This window comes from Rhodopseudomonas palustris (assembly GCF_003591005.1).
Classification (GTDB): domain Bacteria; phylum Pseudomonadota; class Alphaproteobacteria; order Rhizobiales; family Xanthobacteraceae; genus Rhodopseudomonas; species Rhodopseudomonas palustris_K.
Genome location: NZ_QYYD01000008.1, coordinates 44,575 through 61,175 on the forward strand (window position 1 = coordinate 44,575; position 16,601 = coordinate 61,175).

Annotated in this window: 12 protein-coding genes; 4 read left to right on the top strand and 8 right to left on the bottom strand. The window is 66.0% G+C overall.

What is annotated here, in order from left to right; translation table 11 throughout:
- Positions 1-43 precede the first annotated feature (43 nt).
- Positions 44-1,039, top strand: a complete 996-nt coding sequence (locus tag D4Q52_RS09385; RefSeq protein ID WP_119856291.1) for a P1 family peptidase — start codon at positions 44-46, stop codon at positions 1,037-1,039.
- Here D4Q52_RS09385 and D4Q52_RS09390 read toward each other — a convergent pair.
- On the bottom strand, positions 1,029-1,763 hold the full coding sequence (locus tag D4Q52_RS09390) for an EF-hand domain-containing protein (RefSeq protein WP_119856292.1): 735 nt from the start codon (positions 1,761-1,763) through the stop codon (positions 1,029-1,031). The genes D4Q52_RS09385 and D4Q52_RS09390 overlap by 11 nt on opposite strands.
- A 301-nt stretch (positions 1,764-2,064) precedes the next feature.
- On the opposite strand from D4Q52_RS09390, the gene rpe reads away from it, so the two are divergent.
- The gene (gene rpe / locus D4Q52_RS09395; protein WP_119856293.1) at positions 2,065-2,763 is read left to right on the top strand and encodes a ribulose-phosphate 3-epimerase; all 699 of its coding nucleotides are present in this window, start codon (positions 2,065-2,067) and stop codon (positions 2,761-2,763) included.
- A gap of 924 nt (positions 2,764-3,687) precedes the next feature.
- Here rpe and hpnO read toward each other — a convergent pair.
- Together hpnO and D4Q52_RS09405 are read right to left on the bottom strand one after the other, a co-directional pair.
- Positions 3,688-5,079, bottom strand: coding sequence for an aminobacteriohopanetriol synthase HpnO (gene hpnO / locus D4Q52_RS09400; RefSeq protein WP_119856294.1), 1,392 nt, complete (start codon positions 5,077-5,079; stop codon positions 3,688-3,690).
- 416 nt (positions 5,080-5,495) lie between these two features.
- On the bottom strand, positions 5,496-8,102 hold the full coding sequence (locus D4Q52_RS09405) for an MMPL family transporter (RefSeq protein WP_119856295.1): 2,607 nt from the start codon (positions 8,100-8,102) through the stop codon (positions 5,496-5,498).
- A gap of 295 nt (positions 8,103-8,397) precedes the next feature.
- Between D4Q52_RS09405 and ispH the strand changes: the two genes are divergently transcribed.
- Positions 8,398-9,342, top strand: coding sequence for a 4-hydroxy-3-methylbut-2-enyl diphosphate reductase (gene ispH / locus D4Q52_RS09410; protein ID WP_119856296.1), 945 nt, complete (start codon positions 8,398-8,400; stop codon positions 9,340-9,342).
- A 40-nt stretch (positions 9,343-9,382) separates the two neighbouring features.
- The gene (hpnH, locus tag D4Q52_RS09415; RefSeq protein WP_119856297.1) at positions 9,383-10,543 is read left to right on the top strand and encodes an adenosyl-hopene transferase HpnH; all 1,161 of its coding nucleotides are present in this window, start codon (positions 9,383-9,385) and stop codon (positions 10,541-10,543) included.
- Positions 10,544-10,891: 348 nt separating this feature from the next.
- Here hpnH and D4Q52_RS09420 read toward each other — a convergent pair whose 3' ends face one another.
- From D4Q52_RS09420 to hpnC, 5 genes are read right to left on the bottom strand one after another with little or no spacing between them, the layout of a single operon-like run.
- Entirely contained in the window at positions 10,892-11,626 is a 735-nt protein-coding gene (locus tag D4Q52_RS09420) for a phosphorylase (protein WP_119856298.1), read from the bottom strand.
- Positions 11,623-13,587, bottom strand: a complete 1,965-nt coding sequence (shc, locus tag D4Q52_RS09425; RefSeq protein ID WP_119856299.1) for a squalene--hopene cyclase — start codon at positions 13,585-13,587, stop codon at positions 11,623-11,625. The genes D4Q52_RS09420 and shc overlap by 4 nt, the downstream gene beginning before the upstream one ends.
- 42 nt (positions 13,588-13,629) lie before the next feature.
- Positions 13,630-14,886: a hydroxysqualene dehydroxylase HpnE gene (gene hpnE / locus D4Q52_RS09430; protein WP_119856300.1), complete on the bottom strand. Its 1,257-nt coding sequence runs from the start codon at positions 14,884-14,886 to the stop codon at positions 13,630-13,632.
- Positions 14,886-15,725: a presqualene diphosphate synthase HpnD gene (gene hpnD, locus D4Q52_RS09435; protein ID WP_119856301.1), complete on the bottom strand. Its 840-nt coding sequence runs from the start codon at positions 15,723-15,725 to the stop codon at positions 14,886-14,888. Before hpnD ends, hpnE begins: the two co-directional genes overlap by 1 nt.
- Entirely contained in the window at positions 15,722-16,600 is an 879-nt protein-coding gene (hpnC, locus tag D4Q52_RS09440) for a squalene synthase HpnC (protein ID WP_119856302.1), read from the bottom strand. Before hpnC ends, hpnD begins: the two co-directional genes overlap by 4 nt.
- Position 16,601: the final 1 nt, after the last annotated feature.

The window sequence follows — 16,601 nt, forward strand, 5'->3', positions numbered from 1 at the left end:
GGCCGACAATACCGCCCTCACCTGTCAGATCCACGAGCCCGCCTTGAAGAACCTCATCACCGATGTCGCCGGCGTTCGCGTCGGCCATGCCGACGACGCCGCGCTCGCTTCCGGCGTCACCGCTATTTTGTTCGACCAGCCCGCGGTCGCCTCGATCGACGTGCGCGGCGGCGGACCAGGGATTCGCGACGGCGTGCTGCTCGAGCCGGTCAACACCGTCGAGCAGGTCGATGGCTTCACGCTGGCGGGCGGCTCGGCGTTCGGGCTCGATGCCGGCGGCGGCGTGCAGGCCTGGCTCGCCGAGCAGGGCCGCGGCTTTGCGATCGGCACCGCCACGATCCCGATCGTGCCCGGCGGCGTGATCTTCGACATGCTCAATGGCGGCGACAAGGCGTGGGGCCGTTTCTCGCCCTATCGCGACCTCGGCTATGCGGCCGCAGCCGCGGCGAGTGGGGATTTTGCGCTCGGCAGCGTCGGCGCAGGACTTGGTGCCACCACCGCGACCTACAAAGGCGGGCTCGGCTCGGCTTCGGCGATGACGCCCGGCGGCATCACGGTCGGCGCGATCGCCGCGGTGAACGCGATCGGCAGCGTCACCATCGGCGACGGACCGTGGTTCTGGTCGGCGCCGTTCGAACAGGGCGATGAATTCGGCGGCCACGGCATGCCGAACCCGTTCGGACCGGAGCATTTGAAAATCCAGCTCAAGGGCGCCGCCGCGGCGACTGCGGAAAACACCACACTGGTCGCGGTCGTCACCGACGCGGTGCTGACCAAGACCCAGGTGAAGCGGCTGGCGATGCTGGCGCAGACCGGCTTCGCCCGCGCGATCTATCCGGTGCACGCGCCGCTCGACGGCGACGTGGTGTTCGCCGCCGCGACCGGCAAGCTGCCGGTCGATCCGCTCGCCGGCCTCACCGAACTCGGCGCCCTCGCCGCCAACACGGTCGCCCGCGCTATTGCCCGCGGCGTCTATGAGGCGACGCGGCTGCCGTTCGAAGGCGCGCAGCCGGCATGGCGCGATCGGTTTAAGCCTTGACCGACACTGACGACGTCGCCGCCGATTGCAGCTGATTGGCCTGGCGCTGGATCAGTTGCTCGACGAAGTTGTAGGAAGAACTCGCGGTTGAGCTGCTGGCGCCGGCCGCCGAGGTCATCGACACTTTCGAGCCGTCCGCATAGGTCACCGAGGTCGTCACCGTGCCGTCCGAATTCGTCACGCTGCTCGACGAGGAGCCCGATAGCGCCTGCAATAGCGGATCGCTCGAGCCGCCGGCCTGCTGCGCTCCATGATGCGGCTTCTTCTTGCCCTGCAGCGCCGCGGCCAGTTCCTTGGCGCTGACCGAGCCGTCGCCGTCGCTGTCGAGTTTGGCGAACACCTTGTCGGCGTTCGCCGTGTTGGTGCCGCCGGCGCCGAGCGCGCTTTCGAACTCGCCCTTGCTGATCGCGCCGTCACCATTGCCGTCGATCTGCGCGAGCAGATCCTTGAGCGCGGCGTCGCGGCTCTTGTCCTTGGTGGTGGTCGGATCGGCCGACTGCCCCTGTTGTGCGGCGAGCAGCGCCTGCATCAGTTCGGGCGACAGCGCGCCCGAGCTGGACGACGTGCCGCTGGTCGGCGCACTGGACGAGCTGCTGTCGCTCGCCTTGGCGCTGGATGGCTGGAACGGATCGCTGGCGCCGGTCGCCTTGGCCGAGGAGCTCGACGATTTGAGCGCGCTCAGCAATCCGGACAGGGCACCAATCGCGCCAAGGGCAGGAATCATCACGAGTCTCCGTTCGGCGCCGCACCGCGGCAGCTACTACGCACACGCATCTTACCGAGCTTCGAGCAACCCTCATGCCACGGCGTGACGCCTGGAAACGCTGGGTTTTTCGCGGCCTCGCCGACCGCGCGCGGGGGAAATTTCTGCCGCAGCGGCAGAACCTGCCGAGCACAATGCCAGCCGCGCGCCATGCGACTCCGCATTGCGAGGTGCGATTTCGCGTGTTAGCGGAATCGACCCTCGTGGCGCTCGGGCTCTGTCCGGACGCGCCGCGAACGCTCAGGAACGTCCAGGAAAACCCATGCCCAGCTTCGCGCCCCGCCCGCTCGCCATTGCGCCGTCGATCCTCGCCTCGGACTTTTCGAAGCTCGGCGAAGAGGTCCGCGCGGTCGATCAGGCCGGCGCCGACTGGATCCATCTCGACGTCATGGACGGCCATTTCGTGCCGAACATTTCCTACGGCCCCGACGTCATCAAGGCGATGCGGCCGCACACCAAGAAGATCTTCGACGCGCATTTGATGATCGCGCCGTGTGACCCGTATCTCGAAGCCTTCGCCAAGGCCGGCTGCGACCACATCACCGTCCACGCCGAAGCCGGCCCGCATCTGCACCGCTCGCTGCAGGCGATCCGCGCGCTCGGCAAGAAGGCCGGCGTCTCACTCAACCCCGGCACGCATCCGAGCGTGCTGGAATACGTCCTCGATGATCTCGACCTCGTGCTGGTGATGTCGGTCAATCCCGGCTTCGGCGGCCAGGCCTTCATCCCGAGCGCCATCGAGAAGATCAAGGCGATCCGCGCGATGATCGCGGGGCGGCCGATCGACATCGAGGTCGATGGCGGGGTGAGCGACAAGGTCGCCGGTGAGTTGGCCGCTGCTGGTGCCAATGCGCTGGTCGCGGGGAGCGCCGTGTTCAAGGGCGGGACGCTGGAAGCCTACAAGGCAAACATTGCGGCGATCAGGAACGCGGCACTGAGCGCGCGTGGGGAAGTGGTGTAGCTAGTAGCCCGGATGGAGCGAAGCGCAATCCGGGGCAGCGCAGGATCTTTGCATCAGGCCGCGAGCGTTGACACCCGGCTGCCCTCGATTTCGCTTCGCTTCATCGAGGCTACGGGCTCCGGCCGCGCGCAACAGGTAGCCCGCATGAGCGAAGCGTTATGCGGGGCTGACGCTGCCTCCCGGATGTCGCTGCGCTCATCCGGGCGACCTTCATGCTGATCACGATGTCAAACAGCCACGCCTGATCGTTCTCGCAGCTCCACCGAGCCCGAGGCTTGCACCCGTCGCTATCACAGCGAGGGGTGGGGGCGCGCCGGTTGGCGCGAGGGGTGGTACTTGTCGCGATGGCTTTGCGGACCATCGCGCGACGCCTTCCGGCGCGCCCACCGCGGCGAGTTTTGAGCCGAAGGACCGTGCTTCCGGGACCGAGCGAGCTTGCGGGCTTTCCCCGGCCTCCTCTCGACCCGTCCAGCCTCTGAAGCGGCGGCCGCTCGTAGTAGCGGCGGACGGTGGCCCTCGACTTCCCGGACGAGGTGCGTGCGAAGCACCTCGCGCAGGACGCCGCATCCGGCCGGGCGACGCCGCATCGCGACTTCGCCGACCGTCACCGGCCAGCCTCCCGGCCGGTGATCCGTCCCGCTTCCAAGCGCCCTCGAGAAGCGCCCCTCACGGACAGGACGAGCGGATTATAGTCCGTATAGGAAAATTGTCAAGCCGTAGCCCGGATGGAGCGTAGCGTAATCCGGGACGCGCCGGGCGAAGGCGCCGGCCGCATTGTGCGCGGCCCTCGATTTCGCTTCGCTGCATCGAGGCTACGAGGAGACGCGGCGGCGAAGCCGGATGTCGGACGCATCGTGCGCGGCCCCTCGATTTCGCTTCGCTGCATCGAGGCTACGGGAGGAGACGCAGTCTTGCGGCGAACAGCTACGCCGACTTCCGCATTGCGTTGTCGACCAGGGTCTTGCCGAGCGACCAGATCGCGCCGGGGACCTTGTGGCTGTCGGCGATGACCTGGTCGAACGAGCGTTCGATCCAGGCGCAGTCGTCCTCGGTGATGGTCAGCGGCGGCAGCAGCTTGACGGTGTGCAGGCCATGGCCGGCGACCTGCGTCAGGATCTTGTGATCCTTGAACAGCGGCACGGTGATCAGCTGGACGAACAGGCCCTTGTTGGCGCTCTCCAGCATGGTCCACGACGCCTTCAGCCGCAGCGATTTCGGCGGGCCGAATTCGACGCCGATCATCAGCCCCTTGCCGCGCACTTCCTTGAGCAGCTCGTAGCCCGGAACCATGCGGGTCAGCGCCAGCCGCAGCTCGGCGCCGCGCTTGGCGGCGGCCTCGACCAGCTTCTCGGCCTTGAGCACGTCCAGCGTGGCGATGCCGGCGGCCATCGCCAGATCGTTCTTGGCGAAGGTCGAGCCGTGCACCACGGCGCGATCCATGCGGTTGAAGATCTTGTCGAAGATCGCCTTGCGGGTCAGCACCGCGCCGACCGGCACGTGACCGCCCGACAGCGCCTTGGACAGCAGCACCATGTCGGGTTCGACATTCCAGTGCTCGACCGCCAGGAAGCGGCCGGTGCGGCCCATGCCGGTCTGGATCTCGTCGGCGACGAACAGCGTGCCGTAGCGTTTGCACAGCGCCGCCGCGGCCGGCAGGAACTCGTCGGTGGGCATGTTGACGCCCTTGCCCTGGATCGGCTCGACGATGAAGGCGGCGACCTCGCGGGTCGACAGCGCTTTTTCCAGCGCCGCCAGATCGTTGAACGGGATCGTCGTGACGCCCGGCAGCAGCGGCCCGAAGCCGCCCTGGAAATTCTGATCGTCGGTCAGCGACAACGCGCCGTAGGTCAGGCCGTGATAGCTGTGGTCGCAATTGACGATGCCGTTGCGGCCGGTGGCGCCGCGGGCGAACTTGATCGCGGCCTCGACGCATTCGGCGCCGGAATTGGCGAAGAACACCTTGTCGAGATACGGCACCTGCTCGAGCAGCCGCTCGGCCAGGATGCCGGCCAGCGTCGAAACGTCGAGCTGCACCAGATTCGGCAGGTCTGCGTCGAGCACGCTCTGCAGCGCCTTGCGCAGCACCGGATGATTGCGCCCGAGCGCGAACACGCCGAAGCCGCTGAGCAGATCGAGATAGCGCGCGCCGTCGCGATCGAACAGGTACTGGCCGGTGCCCTTCTGAAAACCAACGTCGTAGCCGATGGTCTTGAGGACGCGCACGAGCTGCTCGTTGAGATGCCGCGTGTGCATGTTGCTGCGCTGCGACTCGCGGTCCGCGAACATCTCGGCGAAGTCTAAAATCGGCTGCTGCATGGACTACTTACGTCGCTTGTTGGAGGCGCCGTCAACACAAAAGGCAGGCGCGCGCCGCTATCGGGCTTTCTTTCCGGAAGGGTGATGCGCGTGCGCCATGGCACTCTGCGGCGGACGCGGCGTCGGCGTAACAACGAAGCCCCGACGAACGTATAGTCCGATCGGACGGTCACGCGCCAGCCCCGTCAGCGTACCTGCGTCAATCGCGCCGTGTTCCGGCTTTGCAGAGCGGCTTCATGCTTCGCGGCTCTGCAGCGGGGGAATTTGCACCTCCCCCGCCGCGCGATCGGGCCGGTATGGCAGCCACGCGGCAGAGCGTTTTCGAGCGAAGTGGATCCCGGTTCGCGTGAAGAAAACGCGTCAAAAGAAAGACCTGCAGCTCCGGTTCTGATTCTCTCAGAACCGGAAAGCTCTCGTCACAAGTCGGTGTCGCCGCTCTCGTCGATCTGCCGCGGCTTGCCCATCAGGGCCGGCTGGAACAGCAGCACCGCGCCGAGGGTGGTGAGTAGCGACAGCGCCAGCAGCTTGCCCATGCTGGCGGTGCCGGGGTGGCTCGACAGCCACAGACTCCCGAACGCGGTCGCAGTCGTCAGGGCGCTGAAGAAGATCGCCCGCGTCAGCGCCGACTGCAGCAGATTGGTGCGGCCTGCGCGCCATGCGACCACATAGTAGATCTTGAACGCGACGCCGATGCCAAGCATCAGCGGCAGCGCGACGATGTTGGCGAAGTTCAGCGGCAGATCGATCAGCACGCAGATCTCCAGCGTCACCGCGCCGGCCACCAGCAGCGGAACCAGCGTCAGCAGCACGTCGGTGAAACGCTTCAGCGTGATCCACAGCAGCAGCGAGATCGACAGCAGCGCCCACAGCCCGGCCTGGATGAACGAACCGACGATGGTGTCGCCCGACTTCAGGATCGACACCGGGCCGCCGATCGCATGCGGCTCGACCTGCAGCACCGCGGCGGCGAATTTGCGCAGCGTGTCGTTGTCGTTCGGATCGCCGTTCGGCAGCACCTCGACGCGGATCTGGCCGTCCTTGGTCTTCCACGACGACACGATATCCGGCGGCAGGTTGTCGAGCGTTACCTGTTGCGCCTGCAGCATGCTGCGCAGTTGGTCGAACGCGATCTTCAGCGGCGTGACGAATACCGCCTGGGCGCGCTCGCGCGTCGCCTGGTCGGCGGTGGCCAGCGCGGCGAGCGCCTTGGCGAGCCGGCGCGCAGCATCCGGGCCGGCACCGGCGGCGTCGCCGGCGGTCTTGCGGAGGGCTTCGACCGAGCTGTTCAGCGAATCGACGTTTTCCTTGTCGGTCGGCGGCGGATCGACCTGCTCCGGCTTCAGCGCCGGCTCCAGCACCTTGGCGCCGGCCTGGATCAGCTTCAGCTTGGCCGGCTGGTCGGCCGGCACGAACGTGTCGAGCGACAGCGTGCGCGACACCTCCGGCAGTTTGGCCATCTTGGCCTCGATCTCGCGCGCGCCCTGCTCGTTTGGCGCCATCACGTTGACGGCGTTGGCGCCGGTGTTCGGATCGCGCCGCAGGTCGAGGAAGGTGGCGATCGACTCGACCTTCGGGTTGCGCAGGTTGATCGGATTGAAGTCGAACTGCATGTAGTACAGCAGCGGCAGGCCGGCGAGCGACACGCCGATGGTGCCGGCGATGATGGCGATGCGGTGCTTTTCGAGAAAGTGATCGAGCGGCGCCAGGAAGGCGTAGCCGAGCGGCTCCTTCTCGCCGCGCGGATTGAGCAGCTTGATCAGCGCCGGCAGCACCGTGATGCTGGTGAGAAATGCGATCGCCATGCCGGCGCCGGCGATCTCGCCGAGTTCCGAGATGCCCTTGTAGGAGGTCGGCAGGAACGACAGGAAGCCGGCGGTGGTCGACATCGCCGCCAGCGACAACGGCACGGCCGAATAGTCGGCCGCCTGCACCAGCGCCTTGTCGAGGTCGCCGGCCTTGTGCCGCTCCGATCTGTAGCGGACGCTGTACTGGATGCCGAAATCGACCCCGAGGCCGACGAACAGCACCGCGAAGGCGATCGACAGCAGGTTGAGCGAATCCACCAGCATCAGCCCGACCGCGGTCGTGATCGCGAGGCCGATGAACAGGTTGGCGGCGACTGCGAAGATGATCTTGCCGGAATGCAGCGCCAGCCACAGGATGAACAGCACCACCGCGACGGTGCCGATGCCGTTGACGACGGCGCCGTCCTTGACGGTGGCGAATTCCTCGTTGGCGATCGGTACCGGACCGGTCAGCCGCACCCGCGCGCCAAATTCCTGCTCGAGCTTGAGGTCGGCGGCGGCCTGGCGGATCGCGTCTGTGGCGTCCTTGCCGGGCTCCAGCGCCTGGAAGTCCAGAATCGGCTTGATCTCGATGAACTGCCGCTTGTCGCCCTCGGTCAGCGGCTCCGGGCTGCTCAAGCCGCGCCAGGAGAAGAACGCCGGGCGCTTGGCGAGCACATCCTCGACCGTCTGGCTGATGGTGTTGAACGGCGCCGCGGCACCGTCGAGGCTGACTTGGCCGCGTTTGACGCCGATCAGGCCGGTTTCCAGGGCCGCAGTCAGGCCTCGGATGCTGGGATCGCCGGCCAAAATCTCGATCAGCGGCACCGCCGACTGGAATTGACCGGTGACCTTGGCGACTTCCTCGGTGGGCAGGAACAACAGCCCGTTGCGGTCGAAAAACGGCCCGCCGCCGAGTCGTTTCACCGACTCGAAGTTCTTGGTATTGCTCGACAATCTTTCAAATAACGCGGCCGCGGCGGCGTTGGCGAATTCGGGCGTCGGGGCCTCGACCACGGTCAGGATCAATCTTTCCTGATCGAACGCCTTCTCGAACGCGATATCACGCTTGCGCCAGTCGAGATCAGCCGAAATCAAATGATTGATATCGGTGTTGATGCCGAAGTGTTTGAAAGTATAGAAGCCACTGGCGATCGCCAGAAGTACTCCAATCGCGACAGTAATAGATGCAAACCGGGTGCTGGCTTTGACAACGGAAACGACGGCACTTTTCAGCACATTTGCTCTTTCTATTGCTATCGGCTGGCCTAGAATGCGGCGGCCCTGCCGGGGATCGAAAGACGATCGAACGGTCTCTGTAGTTCCAGCGACCCAAACTCGAAAGACCCACGAAGCCTGCGGGCGTCGTGGCCGGAAGTAATCTCAACAGATTGGATTGCCAAGGGCGTTTTCACAGGGCGCCCGTGGGAACCCTGCGTCCCCCGCGATGTGGGTGTCACCGTACCGACTAGATATGGTATGGGATTTTCCGATAAAATCGCCGGAGACGGAACAAGCATGAGCGTGGTGCCCTTTGTCTGACGTTCGCCCTCTCGAAGTCTTCCTAGCCCAGCCCCGTGGTTTTTGTGCCGGTGTCGTTCGCGCGATCGAAATCGTCGAGCGCGCGCTGGAGAAATACGGCCCGCCGGTCTATGTGCGGCACGAAATCGTGCACAACAAATACGTGGTGGAGAGCCTGAAGGCCAAGGGCGCGATCTTCGTCGAGGACCTGTCCGAAGTGCCCGCGAAGGCCGTGACGGTGTTCAGCGCCCATGGCGTCGCCCGCAGCGTCGAGGAAGAAGCCGCGGCCCGGGACCTGCCGGTGCTCAATGCAACCTGCCCGCTCGTCACCAAGGTTCACAACCAGGGCAAGCGCTACACGTCAAAGGGTCGCACCCTGATCCTGATCGGCCATGCCGGCCACCCGGAGGTGGTGGGCACGATGGGCCAGGTTCCCGGACCGGTGCTGCTGGTGCAGAACCTTCAGGACGTGGCGTCGCTGACGCTGCCGTCCGACACGCCGGTGGCCTACATCACCCAAACAACCCTCAGCGTCGACGATACCAAGGACATCATCGCCGCACTTTCACAACGATTCTCGGATATCCAGGGCCCCGATACCCGCGATATCTGCTATGCCACGCAAAACCGGCAATCGGCGGTGCGCGACATGAGCAAGCTGGTCGACCTGATCCTGGTGGTCGGTGCCAACAACAGTTCCAACTCGAACCGGCTGCGGGAAATAGGGACCGAAGCCGGCATTGCGAGTTACCTGATTGCCGACGGCAGCGAGCTGAACCCGGAATGGCTCGCAGGCAAGAAGGCGGTGGGTATCACCGCCGGCGCGTCCGCTCCCGAAGTGTTGGTGGACGACGTCATCGAGGCGCTGCGCCGGATCGTGCCGGTGACGGTCTCGATGCTTCCGGGCCGCGAAGAAAACATCGAGTTCGTTCTGCCCGCGGAGCTGGCATCGGCCTGAACCGCACACCGACGATTTGAATGAAAGAGAAGTACACGTAATGGCAATACCGTTTCACAAGGAGATCGTGATCGGCAGCTACCTGCTCAAGCAGAAGCTGCTGGGGCGCAAGCGTTATCCGCTGGTGCTGATGCTCGAGCCGCTGTTCCGCTGCAACCTCGCCTGCGTCGGCTGCGGCAAGATCGATTACCCCGATGCGATCCTGAACCGCCGCATGACCGCGCAGGAGTGCTGGGACGCCGCCGAGGAATGCGGTGCGCCGATGGTCGCGATCCCGGGCGGCGAGCCGCTGATCCACAAGGAGATCGGCGAGATCGTGCGCGGCCTGGTGGCGCGCAAGAAATTCGTGTCGCTGTGCACCAACGCGCTGCTGCTCGAGAAGAAGCTCGATCTGTTCGAGCCCTCGCCCTATCTGTTCTTCTCGGTGCATCTCGACGGCCTCAAGGAGCACCACGACCAGGCGGTGTCGCAGAAGGGCGTGTTCGATCGCGCGGTGTCGGCGATCAAGGCCGCCAAGGCGCGCGGCTTCGCCGTCAACGTCAACGCCACGATCTTCGACAACCATCCGGCCGAGGAGATCGCCAAGTTCCTCGACTTCACCGCCGAGCTCGGCGTCGGCGTGTCGATGTCGCCCGGCTACGCCTATGAACGCGCGCCGGATCAGGAGCACTTCCTGAACCGCACCAAGACCAAGAACCTGTTCCGCGAGGTGTTCGCCCGCCGCAAGGGCAAGAAGTGGAACTTCATGCATTCCGGCCTCTTCCTCGACTTCCTGGCCGGCAACCAGGAGTTCGAGTGCACGCCGTGGGGCATGCCGGCCCGCAACATCTTCGGCTGGCAGAAGCCGTGCTACCTGCTCGGTGAAGGCTACACCAAGACCTTCAAGGAGCTGATGGAGACCACCGACTGGGAAACCTACGGCACCGGCAAGTACGAGAAGTGCGCGGACTGCATGGCGCATTGCGGCTACGAGCCGACCGCCGCGGCGGCCTCGCTCAACAACCCGCTGAAGGCGGCGTGGGTCGCGATCCGCGGCATCCGCACCTCCGGGCCGATGGCGCCGGAGATCGACCTGTCGAAGCAGCGCCCGGCGCAGTACATCTTCGCCGAGCAGGTGCAGAAGACGCTGACCGAACTGCGCCGCGACGAGGCGGCCGAAGCCGCCGCCAAGCGCCAGGCGCAGACGTCCACCGCGGCTTGATCGCAGCGATCGGATCACAAAAAAAGCGCGGCCGGCCGGCCGCGCTTTTTTATTTGGATAGGTGAGCCCGCTTCATCGATTGTTCGAGGCGAGGCGGCCTGATCGAGTGGTGAGCCACCATCCTGAGACTTGACTTGAAAGCCCGACCGAGCTCTCAGCCGCTCTCTGACCGCATGATGCGCTCGCAAACTCCGTCATGGCCGGGCTTGTCCCGGCCATCCACGCCTTTTCCGCCTTGCCGTCAGCAAGGCGTGGATGCCCGGCACAAGGCCGGGCATGACGCGTGGAGAGGAAAGCGCGAGAACGTGAAGGACGCGTTTTCGGCGATGACCGTGAGAGGTGCGGCGCTTAGGCCTCAGCGACCATACCGCCGCGGCCAAGCACCGCGTCGAGCATGAAGCTGCGGCAGCCGCGCAGGCTGCGCAGGGCGCGGTTGAAGTCGATGCCGGTGGAGACCAGCGAGCGGATCGAGGTCGGGTGACGCGCCAAGCCGCGCAACACCTTGGCCAGATCGACGTCGCCGTTCGGCTTGATCGCGGTGGAGACGACCTGCGGCAGGCTGCGGTTGGCGGGATCGCTGATCACCCGCAACGCCGCGAACGGTAGCTGGGCGGCGGCGGCGTAATCGGCTGCGATGTGGCTTTCCATGTCGACCGCGGCTGCGCCGGTCTCCGAACGCAGGATCGCCTTGGCGTCACGCGCCGCGACCACCTGCTCGGCCCCGACCAGACCACCGCGCACGACGCGCTGACGGCCGAGTCCGGCGCTTCGCAATAACTCGTCGCTCAAGGAAACTTCCGAAGCCCAGCGGCGTTCACCCGCCACAACTTCGGTGGCGATCACGACGTCGCCCGCACGCAGCGACGGGTCCAGCCCGCCGGCTACGCCAAAGCTGATGACACCTCGGATCGAGGTGGCGTCGAAGCTCGCCATCATCCGGCGCAGCTGCTTCGGATCGCTACTGCTGCAGATGACGGTGAGACCCGGTCCCTCTGCGATTCGTGCTTCCTGTATCAGCCCCGTGACGATCAGAACCGGCCGCGGATCCTCCGCAGCCGCTTCATTCCTAGCCCCCAGAATCACATTCCGACCCCTACGACCTTGCTGTTCGTGGATCTCAAATTTCGATACCGCGCCAGCGCCCAGAGCGGAAAGAATTTTGAGTAGCCATGATACCGCAGATAAAACACCCGCGGAAAGCCCGTACCGGTGTAGCGCGCCTCGTCCCACAGTCCTTTTTCGGTCTGTGTGCCTTTTAGGTACTCAACCCCGCGCGCCACGGCCGGATGATCGACCTCACCCGCAGCCATAAGCGCAAGCAAAGCCCATGCCGTCTGCGAAGCGGTCGAGGCTGATCTTTCGTAGCCCCGGTAGTCGAGCCGATAGCTGATCGCATCCTCGCCCCAGCCGCCGTCGGGATTCTGCACCGACTCCAGCCAGGCGACCGCCTTGCGGATCGCCGGATCCTGATGATCGAGGCCGGCGGCGTTGAGCGCGCACAGCACCGACCACGTTCCGTATACGTAATTCAGGCCCCAGCGGCCGTACCACGAGCCATCGGCCAGCTGCGTCTTGCGCAGATACTCGACGCCGCGCGCCAGCGCCGGGCTGGTTGCGGACGTTTCGCCGAGCTGCGCCAGCATCGACACGCAACGCGCGGTGACGTCCTCAGTCGGCGGATCGAGCAGAGCGCCGTGGTCCGAGAACGGGATGTTGTTCAGATAATACTCGGTGTTGTTCACATCGAAGGCAGCCCAGCCGCCGTCGTCGCTCTGCATCCCCTCGATCCACTCGCGGGCCCGGGCGATCGCGGTGTCGTAGGCCGGGTTCGGCTTGTCCTTGCGGGCGCGGTCCAGCGCCATCACCACCACGGCGGTGTCGTCGAGGTCCGGATAGTGGGCGTTGTTGTACTGGAACGCCCAGCCGCCGGGACGCACGTCGGGAGCCTTGGCGGCCCAGTCACCCTTGAGGTCGAGCACCTGACGCGGCAGCAGCCAGTCGAGCGCAGGCTGCACCGTCTTGGCCCCCTCGGTGCGATCGGCCTCGAACATTGCGTGGCTGGCCAGCGCCGTATCCCAGATCGGCGACACGCAGGGCTGGCAGTAGGCTTCGTCGCCGCGATCGACCAGCAGCAGTTCGATGCCGCGGCGCTGGCTCGCCCGCGGCGGATAGTCTTCGCCGTAGCCGAGCGCGTCGTACATCATAACGGTGTTGGCCATTGGCGGGAAAATCGCGCCGAGCCCGTCCTCGCCGTTGAGACGCTCCTCGATAAAGGCCAGCGCCTTTTCGATCGAGAGCTTGCGATACTTCTTCGGCATGTAGGGCTCGATCGCCCGCAGCACGCCGTCGATCGACCCGAACAGATTGAACAGGAAGGCGTTCTGGTGCGGCGACTTGGCCAGCAGGCCGATCGACTTCGGATCCTGCAAGAACAACTCGTCGATGCCGACGCCCTTGGCGTTGCGCGCCAGCGGCTTCAGCGCCGACAGCACCATCAGCGGCACGATCGTGGTGCGGGCCCAATACGAGATCTTGGTCAGCGTGAATGGCGACCAGCTCGGCAGCAGCATGATCTCGACCGGCAGCACCGGCACGGCGCGCCAGGTGGTGACGCCGTACATCGCCAGCATAAACCGGGTGAACACGTTGCTGTGGATCGCGCCGCCACGCGACCGGATCGCCTCGCGGGCGCGGGCCATGTGCGGCGCGTCGACGTCGTCGCCGATCATCTTCAGCGCGAAATACGCCTTCACGCTGGCGCTCATGTCGAAGTCGCCGTCGTGCACCAGCGCCCAGCCACCATGGGCGCCCTGGGTGCGGCGCAGATACACGGCGATCTTGGCCTCGAGCTCGGTGGCGACCGGCTCGCCGAGGTAGTGACGCATCAGCACGTATTCGGCCGGGATCGTTGCGTCGGCCTCGAGCTCGAACACCCAATGCCCGTCGTCGCGGCGGAAGCCCATCAGCGCGCTACGGGCAGCATCGATCGACGCCTCCAGCGTCCTGCCGCGCTCGGCGCCGGAATTGTGAATGCCGGAATCCATTTTCTTTTGCAGTCTCCGTGGTCGCCGGCCCGGCGAAATCGCTCAGGCCCGGCCCCGCGCCAGCACCAGATCCGCGGCGCGATTGCCCGAGCGGACCGACCCTTCGATGGTGGCTGGCAACCCCGTATCAGTCCAATCGCCTGCGAGGAACAGGTTTTTCCACTGGGTGACCGGCCCTCGACGCAGGGCATTCTGGGCCAGTGTAGCCTCGAACGTCGCCCGCCGCTCGCGGACAATTTGCCACGGCGGTAGATTCGCCGTGATCCCGGCGACCTGGCAGATTTCGGCCCAGATCGCGGCCGCGAGCTGGTCGCGCGGCGCGTCGACCAGGCGGTCGCCATTGCTGATGGTCACCGACAGCCGGTTCGGGAACGCGAACAGCCACTCCACCACCCCGCCGATCACCCCGGTCAGCGCCGGCATCCCGGCCGGCGGCGCATAGGCGAAGTGGGCGTTGACGATCGCCCGGTACTTTTGCGGCGTCTTGAGGCCGGGCAGCAGCGACGCCGCCGGGCGCGGCGGCACCGCCAGCACCACGGCATCGTCCGCCCCGACCGTGATCACATCCTCGCCGCCAAAATTCAGCGCGCCGACCCGGTCGCCGGCCGGCGTCAGCGACCGCAATTCATGGCCGAACTGTACGCCCGGACCACTGCGCCCCAGCTGCTCCACGGCCGGCTCGACCAGCACGGCGCTGAGGCCGTCGCGGGCGATCAGCGGCCGGCAGGCCTGGCCGCCCGCCAGCAGCGTCTCGCGCACCACGGCGCCGGCGAGCCCGGCCGAGCCTTCCGGCGGATCGACGTTGAGCGCGGCGAGCAGCAGCGGCGCCACCAGCCGGTCGTACAGCGGGCCGCGGCACGGGATGGTATCGCTGATCAGCTTGCTGGCCGGCGCCCACAGCAGCGGCGCCAGCGCCAGGTAATCGCCGATCGCGGTATCGGGCACGCGCCGCTTGGCGTCGAACAGCCACAGCGGCAGCCGCCCCTTGCCGAGATCGAGCTTCCAGCGCGCGTTCGACTTCAGGTCCATGAAATCGAACTCGGCGCCGGCCGGGCCGACCAGCCCCGCCTCGGTGCCGATCGAGCGCGCGTAGTCGCGCGCCGCATGATTGCCCGACAGCAGCAGATGGTTGCCGTTGTCGATCACCAGACCCGTCTGCGCGTCGAAATACGAGCGGCAACGGCCGCCGGCCTGCTGCATTGCCTCGTGGACGCGGACAGTAAAGCCTTCGCGCGCCAGCCTGGTGGCCGCCGCGAGACCCGAGATTCCAGCACCGATGACGTGAACTGTTTTCGACATCACACGATCGCGTATTGCAGCAGAATGCTGATCTTCGCCGCCTTGCCGAGTTTGACCGGCTCCCGCGGCGGCGCGAAGCCGCGCGCGATGAGCAGCTGAAGGATGGAGAAGTAGTACTTGCCCATGATCCGCGGTGCCTTGACGACACGGCGCGGATTGCGGCTCATCACCCGGTCGGCAGCATCGAAATGTTCGAGCGCACGCGCCACCAGCGGGGCGCAAACGTCCGGCACCGCCGGGTCCTCGGCCACCGTCACCGGGTCGAAGCTGGTGATGCCGGCGGCGAGCAGGCCTTCGCGCGGCAGATACAACCGGCCGAGACCGGCATCCTCGTCGATGTCGCGCAGAATGTTGGTCAGCTGCAGTGCGCGGCCGAGATGATGCGCCAGCAGGATGCCGTCCTGCTCCGGCAGGCCGAAGATCCGCACCGACAGCCGCCCCACCGCGCTGGCGACGCGATCGCAGTACAGATCGAGCGTGGCTTCGCTCGGCGCGCGGATGTCAGCGGTGACATCCATCTCCATGCCGTCGATGATCGCCAGGAAGTCCTCGCGCTTCAGCCCGAAGGCGCGCACTGACTCTTGATAGTCCGCCAGCCGTGGCGGCGGCGATCCGCGATACAGCGCGTCGATGTCCTCGCGCCAGCGCTGCAATCCGGCGGCCCGTACATCGCGCGGCTCATCGGAGTCGGCGATATCATCGACGTAGCGGCAGAAGCTGTAGACCTGGAACATCGCTTCGCGCTGCGGGCGCGGCAGGATGCGCATCGCGGCGTAGAAAGAACTGCCCACCGCGACACCCTGGTGCTCGGCGGGTTCGGACGTCGTCTGCATGGTCATGCGCGCGGCGCCGGCTTCGACACCGGTCCCCTGCCGAAGGTTCGCCGGGCGATCTCGGATCCGATCGCGCCGACCGAGGCGAACATGAATTCGACCGGCTTGAGATGCACCCGCTCGCTCAAGGGATCGCGCACCTTGAGCATGCTGACGATGCGATCGGCAAAACTCTGGATCACAGACACCTCCAGACCAAGCCGGAAATCCTTGACCTCGGCGGCGAGCGGCCGGCCCTCGCCGAGCAGCACGTCGTTACGCACGGCGAGATCCTGCAGACACTTCAGCAACGCCGGCGAGGATTTCAGCAGGCCGAGTTCGTCGACCTTGGCGCCGACGGCCTCCAGCGCATTGCGCGGCAGGTAGACGCGATTGAGATTGCGATAGTCCTTGCCGCAATCCTGCAGGTGATTGTTGATCTGCAGCCCGGCGCACAGCGCGTCGGAGGCCGGCCAGGTCGAGGTGCTCTCACCATGGACGTCGAGCATGAAGCGGCCCACCGGCATCGCCGAATAGCGGCAATAGTGGATCACCTCGTCCCAGTCCTCGTAGCGCAGCTTGGTGACGTCCATCCGGAACGCGGTGAGCAGATCGAGCGCATGGCGCGGCGGCATCCCGCGCGCGGCCAGCGCCTTGCGCAGCGCCACCGCCTCGGCCTGGGTTTCGCCGCGGCCGAGCAGTTCGGCCTCGAGCAGATCAAGATATTTGAGCTTGGTGGGCGCATCGAGCATCGCATGGTCGGCGATGTCGTCGGCGGTGCGGACGAAATTGTAGAACGCCAGAATCAGCTCGCGATGCCGCGGATGGATGATCCACGACGCCACCGGAAAGTTCTCGTCCCGGTGGGTCTTGCCGGATCGCAATTCGCTCGCAGACGTCATC

Excerpts from the sequence above, each read along its gene's own strand:
- hpnD (WP_119856301.1), bottom strand. The coding sequence starts at position 15,725 with ATGACCATGCAGACGACGTCCGAACCCGCCGAGCACCAGGGTGTCGCG.
- hpnH (WP_119856297.1), top strand. The coding sequence starts at position 9,383 with ATGGCAATACCGTTTCACAAGGAGATCGTGATCGGCAGCTACCTGCTC.
- hpnO (WP_119856294.1), bottom strand. The coding sequence starts at position 5,079 with ATGCAGCAGCCGATTTTAGACTTCGCCGAGATGTTCGCGGACCGCGAG.
- rpe (WP_119856293.1), top strand. The coding sequence starts at position 2,065 with ATGCCCAGCTTCGCGCCCCGCCCGCTCGCCATTGCGCCGTCGATCCTC.
- hpnC (WP_119856302.1), bottom strand. The coding sequence starts at position 16,600 with ATGACGTCTGCGAGCGAATTGCGATCCGGCAAGACCCACCGGGACGAG.
- shc (WP_119856299.1), bottom strand. The coding sequence starts at position 13,587 with ATGGATTCCGGCATTCACAATTCCGGCGCCGAGCGCGGCAGGACGCTG.
- D4Q52_RS09390 (WP_119856292.1), bottom strand. The coding sequence starts at position 1,763 with ATGATTCCTGCCCTTGGCGCGATTGGTGCCCTGTCCGGATTGCTGAGC.
- hpnE (WP_119856300.1), bottom strand. The coding sequence starts at position 14,886 with ATGTCGAAAACAGTTCACGTCATCGGTGCTGGAATCTCGGGTCTCGCG.